The 24,792-nt window shown below is 43.0% G+C and carries 18 protein-coding genes; 10 read left to right on the forward strand and 8 right to left on the reverse strand.

Annotated features, from left to right (window positions below):
• Positions 1-44 precede the first annotated feature (44 nt).
• From rseP to FQV37_RS05960, 6 genes are all read left to right on the forward strand, one after another.
• Positions 45-1,421, forward strand: coding sequence for an RIP metalloprotease RseP (rseP, locus tag FQV37_RS05935; RefSeq protein ID WP_160021662.1), 1,377 nt, complete (start codon positions 45-47; stop codon positions 1,419-1,421).
• Positions 1,422-1,683: 262 nt separating this feature from the next.
• On the forward strand, positions 1,684-4,083 hold the full coding sequence (gene bamA, locus FQV37_RS05940) for an outer membrane protein assembly factor BamA (protein WP_160021663.1): 2,400 nt from the start codon (positions 1,684-1,686) through the stop codon (positions 4,081-4,083).
• A gap of 146 nt (positions 4,084-4,229) precedes the next feature.
• Positions 4,230-5,246 carry a UDP-3-O-(3-hydroxymyristoyl)glucosamine N-acyltransferase gene (gene lpxD, locus FQV37_RS05945; protein WP_160021664.1) on the forward strand — a complete coding sequence of 339 codons (1,017 nt, stop codon included), beginning with the start codon at positions 4,230-4,232 and terminating at the stop codon, positions 5,244-5,246.
• A 52-nt stretch (positions 5,247-5,298) separates the two neighbouring features.
• On the forward strand, positions 5,299-5,835 hold the full coding sequence (gene fabZ / locus FQV37_RS05950; RefSeq protein ID WP_160021665.1) for a 3-hydroxyacyl-ACP dehydratase FabZ: 537 nt from the start codon (positions 5,299-5,301) through the stop codon (positions 5,833-5,835).
• A 173-nt stretch (positions 5,836-6,008) separates the two neighbouring features.
• Positions 6,009-6,788: an acyl-ACP--UDP-N-acetylglucosamine O-acyltransferase gene (gene lpxA / locus FQV37_RS05955; protein WP_057759135.1), complete on the forward strand. Its 780-nt coding sequence runs from the start codon at positions 6,009-6,011 to the stop codon at positions 6,786-6,788.
• Between the two features lie 303 nt (positions 6,789-7,091).
• On the forward strand, positions 7,092-8,444 hold the full coding sequence (locus tag FQV37_RS05960; RefSeq protein WP_102094408.1) for a sodium-dependent transporter: 1,353 nt from the start codon (positions 7,092-7,094) through the stop codon (positions 8,442-8,444).
• 127 nt (positions 8,445-8,571) lie between these two features.
• On the opposite strand, the gene tgt is transcribed toward FQV37_RS05960, so the two are convergent.
• The gene (tgt, locus tag FQV37_RS05965) at positions 8,572-9,723 is read right to left on the reverse strand and encodes a tRNA guanosine(34) transglycosylase Tgt (RefSeq protein ID WP_057759140.1); all 1,152 of its coding nucleotides are present in this window, start codon (positions 9,721-9,723) and stop codon (positions 8,572-8,574) included.
• 100 nt (positions 9,724-9,823) lie between these two features.
• On the opposite strand from tgt, the gene FQV37_RS05970 reads away from it, so the two are divergent.
• Positions 9,824-10,135 carry an SOUL family heme-binding protein gene (locus FQV37_RS05970; RefSeq protein WP_160021666.1) on the forward strand — a complete coding sequence of 104 codons (312 nt, stop codon included), beginning with the start codon at positions 9,824-9,826 and terminating at the stop codon, positions 10,133-10,135.
• A 109-nt stretch (positions 10,136-10,244) separates the two neighbouring features.
• Here FQV37_RS05970 and asd read toward each other — a convergent pair whose 3' ends face one another.
• Positions 10,245-11,378: an aspartate-semialdehyde dehydrogenase gene (gene asd / locus FQV37_RS05975; protein WP_160021667.1), complete on the reverse strand. Its 1,134-nt coding sequence runs from the start codon at positions 11,376-11,378 to the stop codon at positions 10,245-10,247.
• 438 nt (positions 11,379-11,816) lie between these two features.
• Here asd and FQV37_RS05980 point away from each other — a divergent pair, with 438 nt between their 5' ends.
• On the forward strand, positions 11,817-12,947 hold the full coding sequence (locus FQV37_RS05980; protein ID WP_160021668.1) for an endonuclease/exonuclease/phosphatase family protein: 1,131 nt from the start codon (positions 11,817-11,819) through the stop codon (positions 12,945-12,947).
• Between the two features lie 72 nt (positions 12,948-13,019).
• Here FQV37_RS05980 and FQV37_RS05985 read toward each other — a convergent pair.
• The 3 genes from FQV37_RS05985 to FQV37_RS05995 form a co-directional block, all read right to left on the reverse strand.
• A protein-coding gene (locus tag FQV37_RS05985) for an IS3 family transposase (protein WP_160021669.1) occupies positions 13,020-14,185 on the reverse strand; the annotation gives its coding sequence in 2 pieces (ribosomal slippage) (positions 13,020-13,927 and positions 13,927-14,185; 1,167 coding nt in all).
• A gap of 520 nt (positions 14,186-14,705) precedes the next feature.
• The gene (locus FQV37_RS05990) at positions 14,706-16,097 is read right to left on the reverse strand and encodes a peptidylprolyl isomerase (RefSeq protein WP_160021670.1); all 1,392 of its coding nucleotides are present in this window, start codon (positions 16,095-16,097) and stop codon (positions 14,706-14,708) included.
• 156 nt (positions 16,098-16,253) lie between these two features.
• Positions 16,254-19,337 carry an LPS-assembly protein LptD gene (locus FQV37_RS05995; RefSeq protein ID WP_160021671.1) on the reverse strand — a complete coding sequence of 1,028 codons (3,084 nt, stop codon included), beginning with the start codon at positions 19,335-19,337 and terminating at the stop codon, positions 16,254-16,256.
• Between the two features lie 381 nt (positions 19,338-19,718).
• Here FQV37_RS05995 and FQV37_RS06000 point away from each other — a divergent pair, with 381 nt between their 5' ends.
• Together FQV37_RS06000 and murU are read left to right on the forward strand one after the other, a co-directional pair.
• A complete protein-coding gene (locus FQV37_RS06000) occupies positions 19,719-20,822 on the forward strand; it encodes an aminoglycoside phosphotransferase family protein (protein WP_240990960.1) in 1,104 nt (367 codons plus the stop codon).
• A gap of 46 nt (positions 20,823-20,868) precedes the next feature.
• On the forward strand, positions 20,869-21,606 hold the full coding sequence (gene murU / locus FQV37_RS06005) for an N-acetylmuramate alpha-1-phosphate uridylyltransferase MurU (RefSeq protein ID WP_160021673.1): 738 nt from the start codon (positions 20,869-20,871) through the stop codon (positions 21,604-21,606).
• A gap of 183 nt (positions 21,607-21,789) precedes the next feature.
• Here murU and FQV37_RS06010 read toward each other — a convergent pair whose 3' ends face one another.
• The 3 genes from FQV37_RS06010 to FQV37_RS06020 all read right to left on the reverse strand — a co-directional run bounded on the left by FQV37_RS06010 (position 21,790) and on the right by FQV37_RS06020 (position 24,514).
• Positions 21,790-21,906 (reverse strand): DUF2474 domain-containing protein, encoded by a 117-nt coding sequence (locus FQV37_RS06010; RefSeq protein WP_101206161.1) that lies wholly within the window; start codon positions 21,904-21,906, stop codon positions 21,790-21,792.
• Positions 21,907-22,001: 95 nt separating this feature from the next.
• Positions 22,002-23,018, reverse strand: coding sequence for a cytochrome d ubiquinol oxidase subunit II (gene cydB, locus FQV37_RS06015; RefSeq protein WP_057759155.1), 1,017 nt, complete (start codon positions 23,016-23,018; stop codon positions 22,002-22,004).
• On the reverse strand, positions 23,018-24,514 hold the full coding sequence (locus tag FQV37_RS06020) for a cytochrome ubiquinol oxidase subunit I (protein WP_160021674.1): 1,497 nt from the start codon (positions 24,512-24,514) through the stop codon (positions 23,018-23,020). Before FQV37_RS06020 ends, cydB begins: the two co-directional genes overlap by 1 nt.
• Between the last annotated feature and the right edge of the window lie 278 nt (positions 24,515-24,792).

Raw genomic sequence — 24,792 nt, forward strand, 5'->3', positions numbered from 1 at the left:
AAGATGTTGATGAAAATGCTGAGAGACAATACTGAGAAAAAATCATGACGTTTTTACTAACACTTCTTGCCGCTATATTTGTCTTAGGCCCGCTTATTGCCTTACACGAGTGGGGACATTATATTGTGGCGCGGCTTTGCGGTGTCAAAGTGCTAACGTACTCTATCGGTTTTGGTCCTAAAGTTTTTGGTTGGACCAGTAAAAAGAGCGGCATCGACTATCGTATCTCAGCATTGCCACTCGGCGGCTATGTAAAGATGCTGGATGAGCGTGAAGGTAATGTCGCAAAAGATGAGCAGCATCTTGCGTTTAATCGGCAGCATCCGCTAAAGAAAATTGCTATCGTTGCAGCTGGCCCTATCATGAATTTTGTCATCGCTATCGCGCTATTTTGGGTGCTATTTATGACACCATCTGAGCAGTTGGCGACTAAGATTGGACAGGTACTACCAGATACGCCTGCTGCGATGGCACAGCTGCCAGTCGGTGATAAGATTGTTGCGATTGATGGGCACGATGTGCAGACATGGGAAGGTATTAACTATCGCCTTGCAGGACGTATGGGTGAGACGGATAATGTCAGCATTACCTTGCAGTCAGATGCCCAAACCGGTCAGTCGACTAAAACCTATCAAGCCCCCGTCACGCAGTTTATGCAAGGTGAAGCTCAAGGCAAAGACGCACTGACCAGCTTTGGTATGTTGCCATGGCAGCCGCAGATTGCGCCGATTGTAGGTGGTTTGGCTCCCGATGGTGCCGCTAGCCGCCAAGGTCTAAAGGTTGGTGACCGCATTACTGCTATTAATAATGAGTCAATCGAAGATTGGATTACTGCGACGCGTATCATTCGTGATAATCCTGAAACGCTGTTGAACTTTACGGTGTTGCGTGATGACAAGCCTGTACAGTTGCAAATTATGCCCCAAGGCAAAAAAGACAACTTGGGTAATGATTACGGACAGATTGGTGCGATGGTGGATCAGACTGAGATTGTGATTCCTGATGATTACAAGACTACCGTGGTCTATGGCCCTAGTGAGTCGTTAGTTAAGTCGTTTGAAAAGACTGAGCAGCTCGCAGTAATGACCGTAAGTTCGATGGGAAAAATGCTGTCAGGTATGATTGGTTTAGACAATCTATCAGGGCCAATTACCATTGCCAAAGTCGCCAAGCAAAGCTTTGATATCAGTTGGCAGATGGTATTATCGACAGCGGCGCTTATTAGCTTAAGTCTTGCCGTCTTAAACCTTTTGCCGATTCCGGTATTGGATGGTGGACATATTGTCTATCATTTTATTGAGCTGATTCGCGGTAAGCCACTGTCTGAAGGTGTGCAAATGGTCGGTCTAAATATCGGTTTACTCTTACTGGCAGGTTTCATGGTGTTAGCAATTGGTAATGACATCAGCCGGCTATTTTAGTCAGCTGATGAGCAATATGGCTGATAAAGCACGATATACTAATGGTTTTACGCCTATTATAGGCTGATTATTGTTATGATGTGCATGCTACTCTGTGTCGCAGCCTCTGTACTAATCGTAATTTTTAGTTTATTTTGTGATGCAATTTATATAAAGTGTTCTGAGTTACCCTTGCATGGGTTTATAACCTTATGCGCACGGGTTAGACAATACGTGCCTTTTAACTTAACTTAAGCAATTTTTTTATTGACGGATAGTGTTTATGCGTACGCCTTTAATTATGAGCGCGGCTGGGTTGCCGTTAGTTGTAGCGATGATGAGTATGCCAGTACAGGCTGCAGAATTTGTAGTAACTGACATCGGTTTTAATGGCTTACAACGCCTAACCCCTGATAGCCTCTATCCGGTCTTACCTGTTACGGTAGGCGATACGGTGAATGATAGTAGCTTAGCTGCCAGTATTAAGGCGCTATATGCAACTGAGAACTTTGCTGATATTCAAAGCCGTGTCGAAGGTGGCAAGCTAAGATTTGACGTCATTGAGCGTCCAACGATCGCTGAAGTAACCTTTGAAGGTAACAAGCTCATTCCAAAAGAAGGGCTTGAGCAGGGATTGAAGAATGCTGGCCTTTCTGCTGGTGACGTGCTCAAGCAGTCTACTTTGCAAGGTGTGGCCAATGAGCTACAACAGCAATATATTAGCCAAGGCTACTACAATAGTAATATCGAAGTAGATCAAACGGTACTTGATGGTAACCGCGTGAAACTTGACGTGCGCTTTGTAGAAGGCAAGCCTGCTAAAGTTGTCGATATCAATATCATTGGTAACAAGCACTTTAGTGATGAAGAGATTAAAGACGTTTTCGCGGTAAAAGAATCTTCATGGACGCGTCTATTATCTAAGTCAGATCGCTACGCCAAAGAAAAACTAGGCGCAAGTTTAGAGAACCTAAAAGCGCTGTACCAGAACGATGGTTATGTGCGCTTTAACGTTGACAACGCCATACTCAATATTAGTGAAGATAAAAAAAGCGTCTTTATTGAAATCAGCTTAACCGAAGGCGACCAATACCAGTTTGGGGATATTAGCTTTTTGGGCGATCCCAAATTCGATGTCAATGATCTAAGCGAGCTTGTGACCTTTAATGCTGATGAGCAGTACTCGCAAGCTAAGCTTGATGCAACAACTGCTGCGCTCAAAAGACGCTATGGTAACGAAGGCTATTATCTAGCTCAAATCAGACCAGTACCACGTATCAATGACGATACTAAAATGGTCGATGTCGATTACTATATCGACCCTGCGCGTCCTATCTACGTTCGCCGTATTAACTTTACGGGTAATATCAAAACGCAAGACGAAGTATTACGTCGTGAAATGCGTCAGTTAGAAGGTACGCTGTCATCTAATGATAAAATTCAGCTGTCACGCACGCGTTTGATGCGTACTGGCTTCTTTAAAAATGTCACTGTCGATGTTAAGCCAGTACCTAACCAACCGGATCAAGTCGATGTGAACTATACCGTTGAAGAACAACCCTCAGGTAGCTCAACGATTGCCGCTGGTTACTCTCAAAGTGGCGGGGTAACTTTCCAATTGGATCTGACTCAAAATAACTTCATGGGTACCGGTAACCGTGTAAAGGCTGCGCTTTCTCGTTCAGAAACACGCGACTCTTATAGCCTAGGTTATACCGATCCGTACTTTACAGAAAACGGTGTCTCTCAAGGCATCAGCGGTTATTATCGCAAAACCAAATATGATGACGACAACGTTAGTAACTATGTGACCGATTCATATGGTGCGACGCTGAATTATAGTTATCCTATTGATGAAACCAAACGTCTGAGTGCGGGTCTGAATGTGGACAACACAAAGGTTCGTGGTGGTCGTTATCTGGGTATATCTAATGTTCAAGAAATTCTAGACGAGGGCGGTACGAAAACGCCTGAAGTTGATACTGATGGTGTTGCCACTTTCAAGAATGACTATCAGACTTACAATCTATTGTTTGGTTGGGACTACAGCACTTTAGACCGTCCAGTATTTCCTACCAAAGGGATGAGCCATGCGGTTGATGCAACCATCGGTCTTGGCGATGCCAACTACCAAAAGCTAACTTATAGCGGCAATATATATTACCCTATTTATAAAGATGTGATCGCACGTGGTTATACCAAGCTTGGCTATGGTAATGATTTGCCATTCTATGAAAACTTCTATGCTGGTGGTTATGGTTCGGTTCGTGGTTATAAATCATCTACTCTGGGACCTAAATCACAAGTCTATTATGATGCGGTCAATGATCCAGACAACCAAACCTTTACCGCAGAAGAGGTTGGTGGTAATGCACTAGCAACGTTTGGTGCTGAACTAATTTTACCAATGCCGTTTAAAGGTGATTGGGCAGATCAAGTACGCCCAGTATTGTTTGCTGAAGGTGGTCAGGTCTTTGACACGTCTGATAAAGAAGATCGTACTTTTAATGATTCAGATGTTCCATTACTGACCCAAGATAATGACTTCCGCTACAGTGCGGGTGCTGGTATCACTTGGTATACGCCTATCGGACCTATTTCGATCAGTTATGCGGTACCTATTGGCGACAAAGAAGACGACAAGACCGAAAAAGTCCAGTTCCAAATTGGTAATACATTCTAAATTAATGACATCATTCTCATCTATTTGAGCAGTTTTAGAGATTGTCTCAAATAGACGGAAATATCATTAGAGCTTAGTAGGTCGTCAAAACGCATTGTTATTTTGGCGACCGTTTCATTTATAACCATATTTTATTAATAGTCATTATGATAACGATTGAGCAACTCATTACTCGAATTGAGCAGCGTCAGCCTATTATTAATAAGGCCGAGATTGATACTGAGCAATTGTGTCAACCATTCAGTAGCGTCGGTAGTTTGACGACAGCCAGTCAGCAGCAGTTAAGCTTTTTGGCAGATCCTCACTATATCTCTAGCTTGGCTAGCAGTGACGCAGGCGCGGTGTTGGTAACGGAAGCATATCGTGACCAAGTGCCTACCTCAGCGATAGCGCTAGTCGTCTCAAATCCATATTTGGCTTATGCCAGTGCCAGTCAGCTGTTTGCACGTCATTCTTTATCTAACGGGATTCATCCTAGTGCTGTGATTGCAGACAGTGCTGTTATTGGCGAGAAAGTTAATATCGGCCCTTTTTGCGTGATTGGTGACAATGTGCAAATAGGGGCGCGTAGCTCACTCGATGCTCATGTTGTGGTTGAGGCCAATACCAGTATCGGTACCGATTGTGTGGTTAAGTCGCAAGTCGTTGTCGGGCCTGAGTGTGTCATTGGTAATTACGTTAGATTGCATGCAGGGGTAAGCATCGGATCTGAAGGGTTCGGGTTTGCCCCGACTAAAGATCCTAGTAACACAGGTTGGGAACGCATTGCCCAGTTAGGCCGTGTCATTATTGGTGATTATGTACGAGTTGGTAGCCAGACGTGTATCGATCGTGGCGCTATCGATGATACCGTTATTGGCAATCACGTGATTATTGATAATTTGGTACAAGTTGCCCATAACGTCCGTATTGGTGACGGCACTGCTATTGCTGCTCAAACTGGCATTGCGGGTAGTACTACGATAGGTAAGCGCTGTATAATAGGCGGCGCTGTCGGTATCACAGGACATATCGAGATTACAGACGATGTCGTTTTGTCTGGCATGACCATGGTCACCAAATCCATTAAAACCGCTGGCTCATATTCATCTGGTACGGCTGCAATGCCAACTGCTAATTGGCGACGTGCTGCTGTACGTTTTCGTCAGCTAGGCAATAACTAATGCAAATACAAACAAATAATAGATATTCAAAACACAGCAAGGAAGCGTCATTATGAGCAATAACAATATAGATATCCCAACTGATGAAGACGTTAAAAGCTTGGCTGAGCAAGGTCTTACGCTACCATTGACGTATCATACGATTAAACATTACTTACCACATCGTTATCCATTTATGCTGGTAGATCGTATTGTAGCTTGTACGCCAGGTGAATGTATTACTGGTATCAAAAACGTGACTATTAATGAAGAGTTTTTTAACGGTCACTTTCCTGACGAGCCGATTATGCCAGGGGTATTGATGGTGGAGTCAATGGCGCAGGTGTCAGGAATGCTTGGTTTTATCAGTGCAGGGCTGACGGCAGAAGACGGTTACCTCTATCTATTTGCAGGTGTGGATAAAGTCCGTTTTAAACGCCGTGTGATTCCTGGTGATCAGCTTATCATTCGTGCAAAGACCGTGATGCAAAGACACGGCATCTATAAATTTGATTGTACTGTTCATGTCGAAGATGAACTGGCTGCTAGTGCGCAAATCATGATTGCACGTCAAGAGCAACAAAAACCTGCTAATACGAAGGGTGCTTAAGTTTTTAATAAGCCATACTGTACAAAGAGCGATATTGAAATCGCTCAATATAATTGCAATAAACAGCTATATGTAAATTCAACAACACAACTGGTATTAGCTTCGTTAGTAACACTGAAATAGCGATACTTTTTTATTATTTACTCGCATCAAATGATACAAGGGCCCATCTTATGAGTCAGATTCATCCTACAGCACTCATCTCACCGTCCGCGCAGATTGACGAAACTGCTATCATCGGGCCCTATTGTATCGTTGGTGATGAAGTATCAATTGGTGCGCATACGGTTTTGCATAGACATGTCGTTGTGACTAAACTGACTCGTATTGGCCAACACAATGAGTTTTATCAGTTTGCGAGTATTGGTGAAGATCCTCAAGATTTGAAATATGCAGGTGAGCGCACTTGGCTTGAAATCGGCGATCATAATACGATTCGTGAGGCCTGTAGCTTACACCGTGGTACAGCGCAAGACGGCGAGCTGACTAAAATCGGCAGTCATAATCTACTGATGGTAAATACCCATGTCGCACATGATTGTGTCATTGGCGATCACAACGTACTGGCCAACAATGTTGGTGTGGCGGGGCATGTGACTATCGGCGATCATACCATTATTGGTGGTAACTCAGGCATACATCAGTTTTGTACAGTAGATGACTATAGCTTGATTGGCGGAGCCAGCCTCATTCTAAAAGATGTGGCTGCATTTACGATGGTGTCTGGCAATCCAGCAAAGGCTCATGGACTCAATATAGAGGGTATGCGCCGTAAAGGTTGGTCAAAAGAAACCATTAATGTATTACGTCAAGCGTATCGTACGATTTTCAGGTCAGGTTTGACTACTGCACAAGCGTTGGAAGTCTTACATAGTGAGCTATTGGCTAAAGAGCCAAAAATTCAGCTACTTATTGATTCCTTACAAAATAGCAGCCGCGGTGTTGTGCGCTAAAGAAAACACAACTCGATTAATGATGAGTTTGATACTTTTAATCAGCTAAATTCTTATGGAATGAAGGCGAATTATATGAAAGCCATAACTATTTGTTATGGCTTTTTATATTTATGAGCACTTGACTTTTTTGGTCGCTTAGCAGAAACTGAGCGTTTACGATATTGTAATCAATTCTTTCTTAATGTTGCTGGGCGCTTCACATCGATGCGTTTACTAAATAGTCCAACGGTAAGGCCGACTATTTATGTTGATCAAGGAAGATTATCAGTAACGTTAATTGAAGCACGAGGACGGAAAAAAATGGCTATCAATAAACAAGAACATGCCCAATGGAGCTCAAGCTTTGGCTTCGTATTGGCAGCAGTAGGCTCAGCAGTTGGTTTAGGAAACATATGGAAATTTCCATACATGGTTGGCGAAAGCGGTGGTTCAGCTTTCGTTATTGCTTATTTGTTCTGTATCGCGCTGGTCGGTTTTCCGATATTAGTTGCTGAATGGTTAATTGGTCGACGTGGTCAAAAAAACCCAGTCAATACCTTTTCAGACGTAGCAGCGACTGAAGGTAAGTCGCGTAGCTGGGGCATCGTTGGTGCTACTGGTATCTTAGGTGGCTTCTTAATTCTATCATTCTATAGTGTGATCGGTGGTTGGGCGCTTAACTATATCACTAAAGTTGCAACAGGTAGCTTTGCTGGTCAAGACAGTGATTCTGTTGCTGCAACCTTTGATGCTATGCTTGCATCAGCTGGCACATTGACGATTTGGCATACGGTATTTATGATTTTAACCGCTGTCATCGTTGGTATTGGTGTGACAAGTGGTATCGAAAAAACAGCTAAGATTTTGATGCCATTATTGGGTGTGATTCTGTTCGTTATCGTTGGTTATAACGTGATGAACGGTGGGTTTGGTGAAGCAGTTGCTTACCTATTTACGCCAGATCTTAGCAAACTAACGGCTGATGTTATGCTTGCAGCATTAGGTCATGCATTCTTCACCCTATCAATTGGTATGGGTATCATGGTCGCTTATGGTTCGTATTTGGGCCGTGAAGTCAACTTGCTAAAAACAGCACGTACCGTTGTTATTTTGGATACGGTTATTGCGTTGGCTGCTGGTCTTGCCATCTTCCCAATCATCTTTAGCAATGGTCTAGATCCTGCATCAGGTCCTGGTCTTATCTTTGTAAGCTTGCCAATTGCTTTTGGTAGCATGGGAGCGGGTACCATCATTGGTGCATTGTTCTTCTTGCTTATTACCTTTGCTGCTATCACCTCATCTATCTCGTTACTTGAGCCAACCGTTGAGTTGTTAGAAGAGCGTACGTCGATGAGTCGTACTGTATCGACCATCGTGGCAAGTACAGTAATCTGGTTGTTAGGTATTGCAGCATTGCTATCGTTCAATCTATGGTCTGACTTTACTATCATGGGTAACGGTATCTTTGATGCATTAGATAAGCTTACTAGTAAGTTCCTATTGCCTCTAACAGGTCTGGCTGCAATTGTATTTGTTGGTTGGAAAATGGATCAACGTAACATTCAGCAAGAGCTTGGTTTATCTAATGGTACATGGCAACTGTGGCAAATCGTTGCAAAATTCATCGCACCAATCGCTGTTATTGTAGTATTTGTGACGTCATTGATGGGATAGTAGTCAGAATTGACACTATTTGAATCCTTAAGTGATAAAAGCAGCACAGAAAAAGGGCTTAAGATTATTCTTAAGCCCTTTTTTATTTCAACAGATATCGTTACACGGTTGTGAATGTTAAACAGGATTAACGCAAGTTTAACTCAGGAACTGTTTGACCGCGTTTGGCATAAAACTCGCTGACAAACTCATCAAATTTATCTTGCTCGATAGCATCTCTGATACCTTGCATTAAACGTTGGTAATAGCGTAAATTGTGAATAGTGGCTAACTGAGCACCTAGCATCTCTTTACATTTATTAAGATGGTACAGATAAGCACGGCTAAAGTTTTGGCAAGTATAGCAGTCGCATTCAGGATCTAGTGGGCCTTCGTCATTGCGATACTGGCTATTACGGATACGTACCACACCAGCATTGTCTGCATCGCCCGTCACAAAGTAATGGCCGTTACGCGCGTTACGTGTTGGCATCACACAGTCGAACATATCCACGCCGCGGCGTACGCCTTCAACTAAATCCTCAGGCTTACCAACACCCATAAGATAGCGCGGCTTATCTGCTGGCATATCATCAGGCAGGTAGTCTAGGACGTCTATCATCTCTTCTTTAGGTTCGCCAACTGATAGACCGCCAATAGCATAACCATCGAAGCCGATCTCTAATAGACCTTCAAGTGATTGCTGACGCAAATCAGGATACATACTGCCTTGTACGATACCAAACAATGCGTTGGTACTGCCCAGTCTGTTGTGCTCATCAATACAGCGCTGTCCCCAACGTAATGATAGCTCTAACGACTTTTTCGCTTCGTCATGAGTGGCTGGATACGGCGTACACTCATCGAACTGCATAACGATGTCTGAGTTCAAGCTGTACTGAATTTGCATAGATTTTTCTGGTGATAGAAATACCTTAGCGCCATCGATAGGAGATTTAAAATTGACGCCTTCTTCGGTGATTTTACGCATTGCGCCGAGGCTAAATACTTGGAAACCGCCCGAATCGGTCAAGATAGGCTTGTCCCAATGCATAAACTTATGCAAGCCACCAAATTTATCAATGACTTCGGTTCCCGGACGTAACCATAGATGAAAGGTATTGCCCAAAATAATATCAGCACCGATGGCTTCGATATCACGTGGCAGCATGCCTTTGACCGTACCATAAGTACCAACAGGCATAAAAGCAGGCGTTTGCACGTCGCCATGATTGAGATGAACCGTACCACGGCGTGCACGCGTTGCACCGCTGGCCGTTTTATGTAAGACAAATTGCATATGATAACCGCTATTTAAGCTATGAAAATGGCGCTAATTATAGCATTGTTAGTGATTTTTTTGGACATGGATATTCATTCTGTCAATATAGTCAGTCAGTATGCAGCAAGATGATGGAAAGAGGTGCGTACAATTCACGATGCCCAGTAAATATACGATGGAGACGTCACCAAAACCAAATAACCCAGAAGTCGAAATCGTCGAAGTACGAGCTCAAAATTATGACATTATCAAATTCTCAGGATTTACTGGAAGTGATAAAGTAGATAAAAAGACACAAGAACTGCGAAATTGGATGCAAAGCAAACATTTAACGCCTACAGGTGAGCCAGAATTGGCACGTTACGATGAGCCATGGGCATTGCCATTTTTACGTCGTAACGAGGTAATGATTGCGTATGAGCAAAAGTAATACAAGGATACTAGGGTATATAGTCATTGTTCTTAGCCATTTAGGTTATTAACCGCACAAAAAAGACAGCACTTGCTGTCTTTTTTATCTGATATTTTGGTTATTCGATTTAGTTGTTTTGCTCACGAATGATATTCAGCATACGGCGCAATGGTTCTGCTGCGCCCCACAGTAGCTGATCACCAACGGTAAAGGCACCTAAATACTCAGGACCCATTTTAAGCTTACGTAAGCGGCCTAATGCAACTGTTAATGTACCAGTCACTGCGACTGGCGTTAAGCGATTCATAGTGGCTTCTTTGTCGTCTTCGACCAAGTCTAACCACTCGTTGCCGCTATTTTTTAGGGCGGCTTCAATCTCCTCTAGAGGGATATCTTTTTTGAGCTTGATGGTTAGACCTTGCGCATGGCAACGCATTGCCCCGACACGTACACACATACCATCGATAGGAATCGTGCTAGCTTCATCATTACCCAAGATCTTATTAGTCTCAACGCCGCCTTTCCATTCCTCTTTTGACTGCTTATTTTCTAACTGTGCATCGATATAAGGAATCAAGCTACCTGCCAGTGGTACACCAAAGTATTGTGTAGGAAAGTCTGCTGAGCGCTGAGTCTGAGCGATTTTTTTATCAATCTCAAGAATAGCACTAGCAGGGTCAGCCAATTCGTCTTGGACGGCATCACGTAACACACCCATGCCATTGATGAGCTCGCGCATGTTGTTTGCGCCAGAGCCACTAGCAGCTTGGTAAGTCATGGCGCTGACCCATTCGACCCAGCCTTTATTAAACAGCTCACCGATAGCCATCAACATTAATGATACGGTACAGTTACCGCCGATAAAGTCTTTTTTGCCATTTGCCAGTGCTTTATCAATCACACTGCGGTTAACAGGATCAAGAATGATGATGCTGTCATCTTTCATTCGCAGCGTACTTGCCGCATCAACCCAATAGCCGTTCCAACCACTATCACGTAGTGGTTGATGGACTTTTGACGTATAGTCACCACCTTGGCAAGTAATAACGACATCACAAGCAGCAAGTGATTCAATATCATGAGCGTCTTTTAGTTGGCCGGTTTCAATACCGTCGAATTTTGGTGCATCACCACCAGCATTACTGGTAGAAAAAAACACGGGTGTGATACCGTTGAAGTCGTTTTCTTCCTGCATACGTTGTATCAATACTGACCCTACCATACCGCGCCAGCCTACCAAACCTACTGTTAAATCACTCATGAAGTTCAATCCTATTTACAATTATTTGTTGCATCGTCAACCGATAACAATGCCGTGAATGGCGTGAAAAAGCAAGGCGTTTTGGCTATTATTTGGTCGTTTTCCATACACTATTAACTATGTCGACTATAACTTTAAGTTATTACTATTGAATAGATACTTGGCTATCTGACGACCTCAAAAATATAATGTTAATAAATCACGCATTACATTGAATGAGCCAACATTGTAACGTTTTATGATAGTTGTCGCATAATTGAGACTCACCAGTAGGCGAGAATCTTCTGAAATGCTAAAGTAAGTCTCAAACACAATTACTCGACGTTAGTTATTTGATGTCAGGTGAGTTACAACCACGATATTTCTTATCAAACAAAAGCTTAACCAATATACATCATCGGCTCTATCGACACTTTAATCAACGGTTAGTACCTACTTATGGATCTCTCACTATTATATTACGCCTTACAAGGTCTAGCAGGATTCATCGCCTTTGTCACAATCTGGGGCTGGTTACCGCTGGATAACTGGTGGGTGCGGGGTGTTGAGTTTCCACGTATTCAAATAATGGTGCTTGGTATTATTGCTTGGTTTGGCATGTTAGTGTTTTCCTCAGAGTGGGAATTAGGGCAGTGGATATTATTTGTTGTACTGAGCGGTACGTTAGCATTTCAGCTGAGAATGGTACTGCCATATACTAAATTGTGGAAAAAAGAAGTTCAAAAGGCAAAAGATAAGCCAGAAGGGCAAGCGCATCAAATAAAAATTATGGTATCGAACGTATTGACGCCCAATGATGAAACGCAAAAGCTGGTCGATTTGGTTAAGCAAAAACAGCCTGATATCTTAATTACATTAGAGAGTGATAAGAAATGGGAGCAAGCCTTACTCCAAGTTGAGTCTGACTATCCCTATACCGTGAAAGTGCCACTAGATAATTTATATGGTATGCACTTGTATTCTAAGCTTGAGCTGATTGATCCTGAAGTTAAGTATTTGATGATAGATGATATACCGTCTATTCATACTCAATTGCGTTTGCAAGGAGGCCGCGTCATTTGGTTATATTGCTTACATCCTATGCCGCCTAGCCCAACTGAGGCAGATAAGTCTACCACGCGTGATGCTGAGCTGCTCATGGTGGGTAAACATATAAAAGAAAACGACCAAACGGCGATACTGGCAGGTGATCTCAATGATGTTGCATGGTCAAAAACCACACGTCGTTTCCAACGTATCTCAGGATTACTAGATCCTCGTATTGGTCGACATTTTATTAATACCTTCCATGTTAAATACCCATTTCTGCGTTGGGCTCTAGACCATATCTTTCATAGTGCCTGTTTTACAGTAGTTGATATTCAGCGTATGCCATCCGTAGGATCTGATCACTTTCCTGTGATGACTACCTTGCAATATGAGCCAGAAGAGGCAAGCAATCAAGAAGGCAATGCGCCTACGGCACAAGCAGAAGATATCCAAGAAACTGATAACAAGATCGAAGAAGGCAAAAAAGAAGGCGAAAAAGTGTCAGAAGAGCACAGACAAGAGCAGCGCAGTTTTGGTTGATAAAAGAGGCTGTTTATTAGCTGTAATGACCTATGCTATCAAATCCGTAGACCTAAACTTGGGAGATTTTAATCAAGCGGCCTGACGATAATGATCAAACCACACCTGTCTTGGCGACTTCATGCCTAAACCCTTTTGAATCCTAGTCTGGTTATACTCAAGCTCAATATATTTAACAATATCGCTAATGGCTTCCATCCTTGTTTGATACTCTTGGTGATACACTAGCTCATTCTTTAACACGCCCCAGAAGCTCTCTATAGGGGCATTATCGTAACAATTGCCCTTACGGCTCATTGAACCTTTAAACTTATGATGTTCGATCAAATTGCGATAGTCATGACTGCAATACTGACTGCCTCTATCTGAATGCACGATTAAGCCTTTATTGGGCTTCTTATTCCTAATCGCCATATTTAGCGCGTTACAGACTAAATCTGCTGTCATTCGCTTATTAATGGCATAGCCGACCAGCTCTTTGGTATAAATATCTTTTACCCCTGCTAAGTACAGCCAACCCTCAGAGGTCCAGATATAAGTGATATCACTGACCCAAGCTTGGTTGGGCCGTTTGGCTTCAAAGCTTTGCTCTAATAGGTTTGGATAAATTGGTTTATTGTGATCTGAGTTAGTGGTCACTTTAAACTTCTTATGACGCTTGCATTTGATAGCATACTCTTCTTTAATACTTCTGATCATGTACTTGCTAATCTTATACCCTTGAGCCGTTATATGGGCTTGTAGACGCTCATAACCATAGCGCTCTTTTGTCTCAGTATGAGCGGCTTTAACCAGCAATAGGCAATGGTTACGATGTATTTGCTGATCACTGATACCACGAATTATCCAGTCATAGTAGCTGGATGGTTGAACCTCTAAAACAGCACACATCCGAGTAATACTAAAGAGTCGCTGATTGGCTTTGATAAAGGCGTACTTCACTAACCGTTTTTCGCAAAGTACGCCGTGGCCTTTTTTAGTATCTCACGCTCCTCTTCAGCTATCTTGAGCTTACGCTTGAGTTGTTTATTCTCTTCTATCAGCGCCATAAGCTCAGGATCATATTGTTTGGTGCCCTTAAGCTTGCCCTGATTGGCTTTATTCTGCCAGTTGGTTAGGGTCTGCATCGGTATGCCAAGCTTTCTTGCTGCGGCGCTGATATTGCCATTATGCTCAGCTATGCTTTTGACGGCTTCGGCTTTAAATTCTTCGCTGTATCGTGCTGTTTTTTTAGTCATGGTAAACTCCTTATCGAGTTGTTAGTTTACCAAGTTTTATTCTACGGTTTCTTCAGCATACCTCAGTAATGCATAAAAGTGATGTAAGCATATGCTTACGCAAAATAGAGTCTTTAGCTTCTATCGGCACCAAATCCATTGGCCTATAATACATCCATCAACACAAGGATACGCATGGATGTAGTGTTGAGACAGTATCAATAAAAGCACAGGTCAGCCCGCTGTCTTATATTGATACCGTTAAATGACTTAGGATGAGTCAGCACGGAAGAGAGATAATAACAATAACACGAAGTATTGAAACCCTGAACCAATCGCCCTAGGTTCGGGGTTTTTCTTTGTGTGGATTTTGGTTTATCAAGATGTAAACTATTTAACTTTGAGATTTTCTCATCAAAGCTTTCTGTTAAATATTTGACTGTGCAAACAAAAGAAGGGCATATGCAATGGCATATACCCTTCTTTATCTAAATCGATTCAATATTCTAGCTAACTTAATACTACTAGCTCATTCAACATATCAGCCAAGTATCTGAATATAAGCGCCAGCACGTAGCTCTTGTAACCAGTCTTCTTGAGCTTGTGGTGCTAAGCGTTGATACAATGCTTGACGTGCCATATTGCGACGATATTGCTCGCTAATATCTTGATCGCGCTTACCGTCGACTTTTAGGATATGCCAACCAAACTGTGTCTTAAATGGCGCAGAGTAGTCGCCAACAGCCGTATTCTTCATTGTGGCTTCAAATGGACCAACCATATCTTCTTCGCTAACCCAATCAAGATCACCGCCACGTCCAGCAGAACCTGGATCGTCTGAATACGTTGAGGCCAGGCTAGCAAAGTCAGCGCCGCCACGAAGCTGCTCGTATAGATCATTAATTTTTTGTTCAGCAAGCGCGTCAGTCTGTAGATCATCGACTTTGACTAGGATATGGCGAGTATGCCACTGTGGTATCAGCATCGTATTGCTGGCTTTTTTATCAGCAAGTTTGATGATGTCAATCCCTTCAGGAGTCAATAATGGCTCGCTTACAGTACCAACGTCTAGCTTGGTAATTTTGCTAGACAGCTCTGTTGGTAAAGAAGCGGCCTTGTGAAAGCCCATATCTCCACCTTGCAATGGAATCGGATAGCTTCCTTGGCTAGCAGCAACGGCTTCAGCGACATTGACATTTGGCTCAAGCAAACGCGTACGTAATGCTTGCGCGACTTTTAATGCTTCTTCACGTTGAGCGGCCGATAGGCGACTATAGTCATCTATATAAGGCACACGTACGTGAATGGTTTGATATTCGCTTTGATTCAGACGTTTGGCTTCAGGGGAGGCTAAAAATGCATCAATATCTTGCTCGCTAATACGTACTCGGCGAGTAATTTGTCGCTGCTGTAGCGCTTGGATAGATGCCTCTTCGATCAGTTTGGCGCGTAGATTGGCATAACTACCAGGTTGCGCTGCATCTAGACGTTGCTGCAATGCTGCGATGCTATTAAGGCCTTCAGCTTGAGCGATTTGACCAAGACGTTGATTGATTTCTGCTTCATCGGCAGACAGTCCCGCGCGTTTGACCATAGACAGTTGTAGTTCACGCAAAATAAGCGCGTTTAGCACTTCAGACTGTAGTTGTGCTGAGTTTGCGATAGGCTCTCCAGCAGCTTTTGCACGTGCTTGAGTTTGCTCGATAGCATCAACCAATTCGCTTTTTAAGATAGCATTTTCATTGACTAGGGCAATAATACCGTCTGTGCTATTGGCTGGCGTCAAGCGATCAATTGAGCTTTGCGCAGCAGGAGTAGAAGCTTGAGCTGCTGCAGGTTTGACAGTAGCAGCGTTGGCACTTAACGTAAGCGTAAGGCCTGCCATAGATAGCAATACTGCTCTGCTAGTCTGACGTAAAGAAAAAAATCTCATGATGCTCCTCATCAATGTCATTGCATCGGATGGTAGTCGGTCAACTCTATCCAATACTCTTAATAATAAAATATTCGACAGCGTTTCCCATAATAGGGGTTCAAATAGTGTCTTATAAATATTTACGTAAATAATTCTAATCTAGCAAAAAACTGGTTAGTCTTTCCATGCCGTCTGTACAGGTTCAAAGCCCAAAATCTTATCAGCAAGCAATCGTGTCAAGCGGCTACTACCGCTGCCAAGACCATTTAATCTAACTTCTGCCATAATAGCTTGTGTTGGCTCGTCTTTTACGTTTAGGTCATTGTAATAGCGGCGACCATAAACAGCAAAGCCGAAACAGCAGTCTTCGTAATCAACGCCGATGAGTGAATCAAGCATCTTGTTACGATTATAATCGTACTGACCTTGAGCCAATATACGCCAGCTGTTATTGATAGGGAAAACAGCGGAAGCGGTAAACGCCGATAATGGCAACTGATCGGTATTATCATCACGCTGACGCTTAACATAACCTACATTAAATAAGCTGTTGTCTGATGGCTGATAACGCAGCTCAGTCGTAATGTAGTTCAAATCATAATTACTGGTTAGGGCACCGCTAACATCAACCCAAAAATTATTATAAGGCTGAGTGCTGGTATCCCATACCATACCTGAAGAAGACGAGGTAAATACTGGCTGATCGTCATCAAGTGTTACACGTCCATCATCTAGATAGAACTGTTCTGCAATGCTACCATCAAAACGTGTCACACCCGTTGCATCGATGTAACGATAATTGACGCCAGGCGTAATAGAATGCAAATCCTGCAAACGATCATGACCTAAGAACCAACTGTCTGAAAACAGCTGCTCATAGTTAATAGAGGCAATACGCGTATTAAAGTTAGGAATGTCGTTTTGGTTCTTATACGGTGAATACGTATATTTTACGCGTGGGCTAAGTAAACGATAGCCGCCCATCGTATCGTCAAACGCACCAAATGGTGAGCCTGCTTGATAGAAGTGTAGACCTGCATCGATACTGGCTTGCGGAACAAACACCGATTGACTGCCATCTTCTTCACTAAGCTGATTATCTTCCAAGCTATCTTCATCATATGACGTATATAGATGCTGCAAGCTCAGCTTAGGTTTGATATAACCCCAAGAGGTTTGCATCGGATAGGCAGCGCTTAGTTTATTATAAATACGTGCGCCACTTTTTTCGTTTTCAGAACCATCATCGATAGATTTTTTGAAGTATGCAGAATCATGAATACCAGTGATATCGAAGCGCTCAGCCCAAGGCAGGCGATAATTTAATTTGAGCTGTGGCAAGCGTGAGTACGGCTTGTCTTTGTCTTCTAATGCCTCACCGCTATCAGTAAATGCATTTAGAGTCTGGAAAGTCTCGACTTTTAATTCACCATTGACATAATCGTTATAATAATTCACCCGCGCACGGCGTGGTAGGTTTAACGTATTGTCTGACAAACCCAAGGTATCGAAGTCGTTGAGATAATCGGCATCTGACACATAGCTATATTTTGCGTCGCCACTTAAGCGCGGAATACTGGTAGATGACCAATAATGATCGTAAAAAAAGCTGCTACGATCTTCGCCATCATATTTTTTATCATTGGGCAAATAAGAGCCGTTAAAAATTCCTTCGCCGTACTCCTCAGTTAGATAACGAAACTCACCGGAGAGCATGGGGTTACGGTTGGTATAAACGCGAGTATTAAGGGTGGCATCGTAGTTCGGCGCTAAATTAAAATAATAAGGTACGTCAACTTCAAGGCCGCTTTTACTACTGACACTGGCACTTGGTAATAAAAACCCACTACTACGGCGACTGTCTATCGGGAAGTTAAAGTAGGGGAGATAAAATACGGGTATGTCAGCCACACGGAAAGTGGTGTTATACGCTTCGCCGCGTCCTGTATCGGTATTTAGATCGATACTTTTGGCTTCAAACTGCCATTTGCGGTTGGTAGGTGGACAGGTACTAAACATCACCTGATCCAGCTCGTATTCACTTTCGTTAGGTTTGTTTAAGCGTTTGGCATAGCCGTGCGCTTGTAGACCGACACTGGCAAACGCCACATCATTGGCTGTTGATTGACCAGTCTCAGTATTGTAATTCAAGCTGTCTGCAACGCCAATTAAGCCGCTTTGTGCCGCTCTATCATTAAAGCTGGCTTGGCCGTTATTCGTAGCTGCATTGTTTGTAGAGACGTTGCTTGTACGCTGTCCAGTCGCATTATCTGTAAACATGACTTTGCCTTGAGCCGCCGCAACGCCATTGCTCAAGTCAATCATGACTTTTTCTGCTTCGATATGCTGAGTGCCTTGGTCAATTTTTACATTGCCAGATAGCTCGGCATAATTAATATTGTTGTAATAACCGTAATCTGACTCGGTAAATAAAGGGGCTTGATTGTTCGGAACGCTAGCCACATTTGGTGCTGGTTGTCCGTTTGCCGTACCAGCTTCATTGACAGCGTGTTGATAATTAGGGTTACTCTGCGGATATACCCATTGACCTTCACAGCGCTGGGCACTGTCCACGGCATTCGGCAGTAGACGTAAATCTCTACCGACCTTTGGAATCGTCTGTGCGGCAGGCATGGCGTTATTATGAGTATTGTTTGCTTCAGTGCTGATACCGTCATTATTTAATGTTGAAGCATCAGTATCTGGTGTTAGCTCATAAAACTCTGCTAAGCGCATTAGGCTGGCCTGAATACTCTCGTCATTAAGGTCTAGCTTGCCATTGTCTGTTGTTATCGCTTTAGGGACAAAGGCACTGCTATCTGGTGTATTACTGCTTACTTGGTTACTGGTTTCTGTATTTAGATTACTAGCATTAGAAACTTCATTGCTAAAAGCTTTAGAGTCAGCAGCCTCATTAATCTCTGTAATATCTAGGTCATTGTTCTCAGAAAATCTGCTATTTAACGCAGTATCATTCGATAAAGTAGCGTTATTCGTATTAGCAGAATTAGCATCGTCTGGATAGCTATCATTTAGAATATCTGCTTCTTGATAGCCATCATTGCTTTGAGTACGACTAATACTATTGGCGTCAGTCGCCACACTATTAGACGCATAGCTGCCTGTACTATCCGTAGTGAGTGGTTCAGTTTTTTGCGTATTGGCATCACCAATGGCAGCACTGACAGTTAGGCTAGATAAGCCTAAGGCACCAAATAAGATCAAGCGGATGCTTTGGTAAAGCGGAGAATATAACAAGGGCACACCTATGATTGCAGAGCTTATTGGATTGCGTGACTGAGTTTAGTAGCGGTTTCACCGAACGATATAAAGCAGTGAACGAGCGACTAAAATATGACTAATGTATTCTCAAAAATTCGGATGTTTTACATATAATGACGACTAATCATAGTCAAAAAAAACCAAATCAGCTACACTATTTACCAAAATTTATAATATAGCCATGCTGATTTTTAAGTAGCGATAGCGATTCTATCCGACATCAAGTATTGAATGATATAGCAATACGTCTGTGGCAGCTTGTATAGCACCGACACGTATCGCTATTTTAGCAAGTATTTGTCCGACTTATCACTACTTTAATTATTTATGACTTATATTTAACCAGCGATGCCCAATATGACTGACAAAACGACTTTAGAGACTGATATGATCGATGAAAATAACAACCGCCAACAGCAATTAGAACAATGGTTACAGCAAGTATTTTTAGATCAAACATTTAGTCTAGATAGCTTACCTGGTGACGCTAGTGCCCGCCGATATCATCGTATCGAACTATCAGAGACAGACAATAGCGCCAACAAGCATTATATCGTCATGGACTCCGCTGACGAGCAAGATGCGATGCTGCAGTTTATCAGTGTGGCTAAGCTGATGGCACCTGCTGTCAACGTGCCGACACTGGCTGCACAAAATGTAGAAAAAGGATTTTTGGTATTACAAGATTTTGGCACAGTAGAATTTGCTCATTTGCTTGTCGATGCCACTGCAGACCAAATCAATGACTACTATCAACTAGCAATGCAGACACTAGTCGCGCTACAAACGGTACCAGTAGAAACGGCAAAGTCGCAACACCAATTGCCAGATTATGACACAGCACTATTAGACCGCGAGATGGATTTATTTAGCGAATGGTTTATGCCTTACATTGGTGTCGCGCTAGATGAGCAGGTTTGGGTAAACCTAAAAACAGCGTTAATGAATGAGATTTTGCAACAGCCACAAGTGGTGGTCCATCGTGATTACCACAGCCGTAACCTCATGCAAGACCAAGCAGATAAATCAAAGTTGGGCGTGATTGATTTTCAAGATGCCGTCATTGGTTCGTATGCTTATGATCTAGTGTCGTTAGTACGCGATGCTTATGTTGAGTGGTCAGAGAGCCAAATATCTGCATGGATTAATGACTTTTGGCAGCTACAAAAGCAGAAATCACTGACCACTGCTGATAGCGCGGTGCAGTTTGAAAACGATGTAAATGTCATAGGCGTACAACGTCATCTAAAGGTATTAGGGATTTTTATTCGTTTGTCTGAACGCGATGGCAAAGACCGCTATTTGGCGGATATCCCTAAAGTTATGCGTGATTTGATTATTGAATTAAACTGGCTTGCCAAACATGGCAGCGATGAACTCAAACAATCAGTTATATCGTTTAATCAATGGCTACAAGAGGCAGTGCTACCTGCTTATAAAGAGAAGTTTGCTTCAGCGTAGATGACGCTCAGCTAAATTAATTTAAATAATAAAGATAGGAACGCAGATGTCTACCTCTACGATTACACAAGCCATGATTTTGGCAGCGGGCAAGGGCACACGCCTACGTCCATTAACACTTGAGACGCCCAAGCCTTTGGTTGAAGTCGCAGGTCAACCGCTTATAGTTTGGCATATTAAAGCACTACAAGCAGCAGGCATTACCGATATCACGGTCAATGCATCATGGTTGGCAGATAAGCTAATGGACAGCTTAGGCGACGGTTCACAGTATGGCGTAAAGCTGCATTGGTCAGTAGAAGACGATGAACCGCTTGAGACCGCAGGCGGCATTTTTCAGGCATTACAATCAGGTAAGCTAAAGGATGAGCCATTTATTCTGGTTAATTCTGATGTCTGGACTACCTATGACTTCTCTCAATTAACAGACTATACATTGGGAGCGGATCAGCGCGCGCACTTGTTATTGATAGATAATCCAGAGCACAATAATGGCGGCGATTTTGCGATTAATAATGGCCTAGCGAGTGAACAGCCGGTAGGCGATGCAGATAAGTATACCTTCGCTGGTATTAGCGTAATGTCACCCAAATTGGTAGAAGGTCTGGTATCAGGACAGCCTGCTGCATTGGCACCACTGCTAAAGCAAGCAATGATAAAGTTTCAGATTACCGCTGAAGTGACGACAGATAATTGGATAGATGTGGGGACACCAGAGCGTCTAACACAGGTTAATGAGTTTATCGAACAGCATGATATCAAGCATGCAGGTAAACCAAACTGATAAATTTAAAATAAATAAAAAGCAGCGTCGATTATTCAACGCTGCTTTTTTTTATGCATATAGAATTATTTTTTACGATACATCTACAAGGTATATTGGCAAGATAGAAATGCAAATTTAACATCTAGCAAGCTATTCATTAGCTAACTAACTAGCACTCAATCGTATGAGTAGGCGATTACGCTAAACACCCATGGCCAGTTTAATTAGCTGAGCAATGGTAAACACCACTAAAAACCCTGCTAAATATAGACCCACGAACCATGCCCATTGCGATTGTTTTTTACTGAACTTTTTCATAGAGATCTCCTGATTAGCGTATGAAGTGTGACTATCATCTGTAAACGATGATAGCCATCCTCTTTAGCTGATCCGTTGCCCGCCGCGATTAGCGACTAGTACATCGGATTATGATCAGATTTACCTTTGAAGGTATAGTAAGCAAATGCCGTATAGCTCAAGATAATCGGTAACATGATACATGCGCCAATCAGCATGAATGATAATGAAGTATCGGCAGCAGCAGCCTCATAAATCGTCATTTGATACGGTACGATATAAGGGAATAGGGCGAAACAAACCCCGATATAACCCATTAAAAATAAGGCAACCGTTAGTAAAAATGGACGATACTCACGCTCTGTTTTTAAGTCTTTACGCATGATAAAGAATAAGAGCATGACAATGATAGGCATAGGAGCAAGATACAATAAATCTGGGAAACTAAACCATCCTTCTAATGCGTCAATGTCTGAGAAGTACATAAACGCTGTGACCACAACCATCGCTACTAGTAACGCAGTAAGCATCCATCTAGAAACTTGGCGCGCCCATACTTGTAATGTGTGCTCTGTTTTTATGATAAGCCACGTTGAACCAAGTAAGGCATAGCCGATAATCATGGCAAATCCGCACACAATCGAGAAGGGCGTGAGCCAATCAAATGGGCCACCAGTATATAGGCGGTTACTGGCTTCTAACCCTTGCACTAACGCCCCAAGCATGATGCCTTGAGAGAAAGTCGCAACGACTGAGCCGACAAAGAAAAAGGTATCCCATACGTGTCGGCGCGAAGAGGATTTGAAGCGAAACTCAAACGCCACGCCGCGCATGATAAGACCGAACAACATGGCAGTCACGGGTAAATAAAGACCTGTCATAATGATGCCATAAGCAACAGGGAATGCTGCGAATAAACCACCACCGCCTAGCACTAGCCACGTCTCGTTACCGTCCCAAAATGGCGCGATAGAGTTCATCATGCGGCTACGGTTTTTATCTGAGCCTGCAAATGGGAACAAGATACCGCAGCCCAAATCAAAGCCATCAAGCAGTACATAGACAAAGACAGACAAAGCAATTAAACCGCCCCAAATAAGAGGTAAATCTAATACATCACCGAAGTTAAACATTAGCGTAATCCTCCATCATCGACATCATTTGCAGGCTCATCTAAGCCTTCTTCAGTACCTTTGGCAGGATTACTATCACCACTTAACGCGCGGCCTTGGCTCTCGGTTACTGAGTGCTCGTAGAAATTATCTTCTGCAGGATCTGTATAAGGTTTCGGCCCTTGAGCAATCAAGCGCAAGATATAAAAACTGCCTGCACCAAAGACAAATATGTACAGCACGATAAAGCCAATCAATGTTGTTGCTACTTGCTGTGCTGCAAGCGGAGACATACTTTCAGCAGTGCGAATGACCCCATAAACCGTCCAAGGCTGACGTCCTGTCTCGGTTACGAACCAACCTGATAATAAAGCGATAAAACCAAGCGGAGTCATCATCATCCAAGCACGGTGGAACCACACACTGTCAGTATTGAACTGCTGTTTTTTGAAGTATTTATAGGCACTAAATAAACCGACCAGTACCATCAACATACCAATAGCGACCATAATACGGAACGCCCAAAACACAATAATGACGTGCGGTTGGTCTTCTGGTGCCCAGTTTTTGAGACCCTTCACTTCACCATCTAACGAATGGGTGAGAATCAAACCTGTGACATAAGGGATTTTTACTTCGTATTTATTGGTTTGATTTTCTTGGTCAGGAATCGCAAAGAGACGCAATGCGGCCCCACGCTCATCTTCCCAAATACCTTCCATCGCAGCCACTTTGGCTGGCTGATGCTCAAGCGTATTCAAACCATGCTCATCACCGATCAACACCTGTGCTGGTGCCACAAAGATGGCCATAATCATTGCCATACCTAGCATGACACGACCATGCTGACGGTGCTCGGCGTGTTTTTTGGACTGGATATAGTAGGCACCGATACCGCCAATGACAAAGGCAGTGGTTAAGAACGCCGCCGTCACCATATGTGCGAAACGGTAAGGGAATGAGGGATTGAATATAATCTCAAGCCAGTTGGTCGGATAAAGTAGGCCGTCTGCACCCACCATAAAACCTTGAGGGGTTTGCATAAAACTGTTAGCCGACAAAATCCAAGTAGCTGATATCAGTGTACCAATGGCAACAATGGCAGTGGCGGTAAAATGCATGCGTTTGCTTACACGGCCCCAGCCAAATAGCATAATACCTAAAAAGGAGGCTTCTAAGAAAAACGCGGTCAATACCTCATAGGCAAGTAGTGGGCCTATGACGTTGCCAGCTTTATCTGAGAATACTGCCCAGTTGGTACCGAACTGGTAGGACATCACCACACCCGACACCACACCTAGACCGAAGACTACGGCAAATATCTTGACCCAGTGCTTATAAACTTCAGCATAGATGGGCTTGCCAGTTTTTAACCAACGAAACTCTAGTACGGCAAGCCAGCTGGCAAGACCGATAGAAAATGCAGGAAAGACGATATGAAACGAGACAACAAAAGCGAATTGGATGCGCGCGAGTGTCAGCGCATCGAGCTGGTCAATCATAAACGTAGCGAACATAAACGGTTACTCTTATCTGTTAGCTGAATAGCGCTGGCTTCCGTACAACGCTCAAGTAACTGTCCGTAACTGTACATAGATCAAGGTGACAATGATTACGGGCAATGGCTCTTAGTGATACAAAATCTTAGCAACATTAGGTATAAATTGTGGCTAATTTTGCGATTCACTGTTTAGCTGAATTGAATAATTTATGTCCTTATAAATTTACATATTACAACCCCACTCTCAACTTGAAATAAGCAAATCAAACTGAAGAGGCGGATTACCAAGTTTTT

Origin of the sequence: Psychrobacter nivimaris (genome assembly GCF_009812035.1) — a bacterium.
In the GTDB taxonomy this organism is placed as follows: Bacteria; Pseudomonadota; Gammaproteobacteria; order Pseudomonadales; family Moraxellaceae; genus Psychrobacter; species Psychrobacter nivimaris.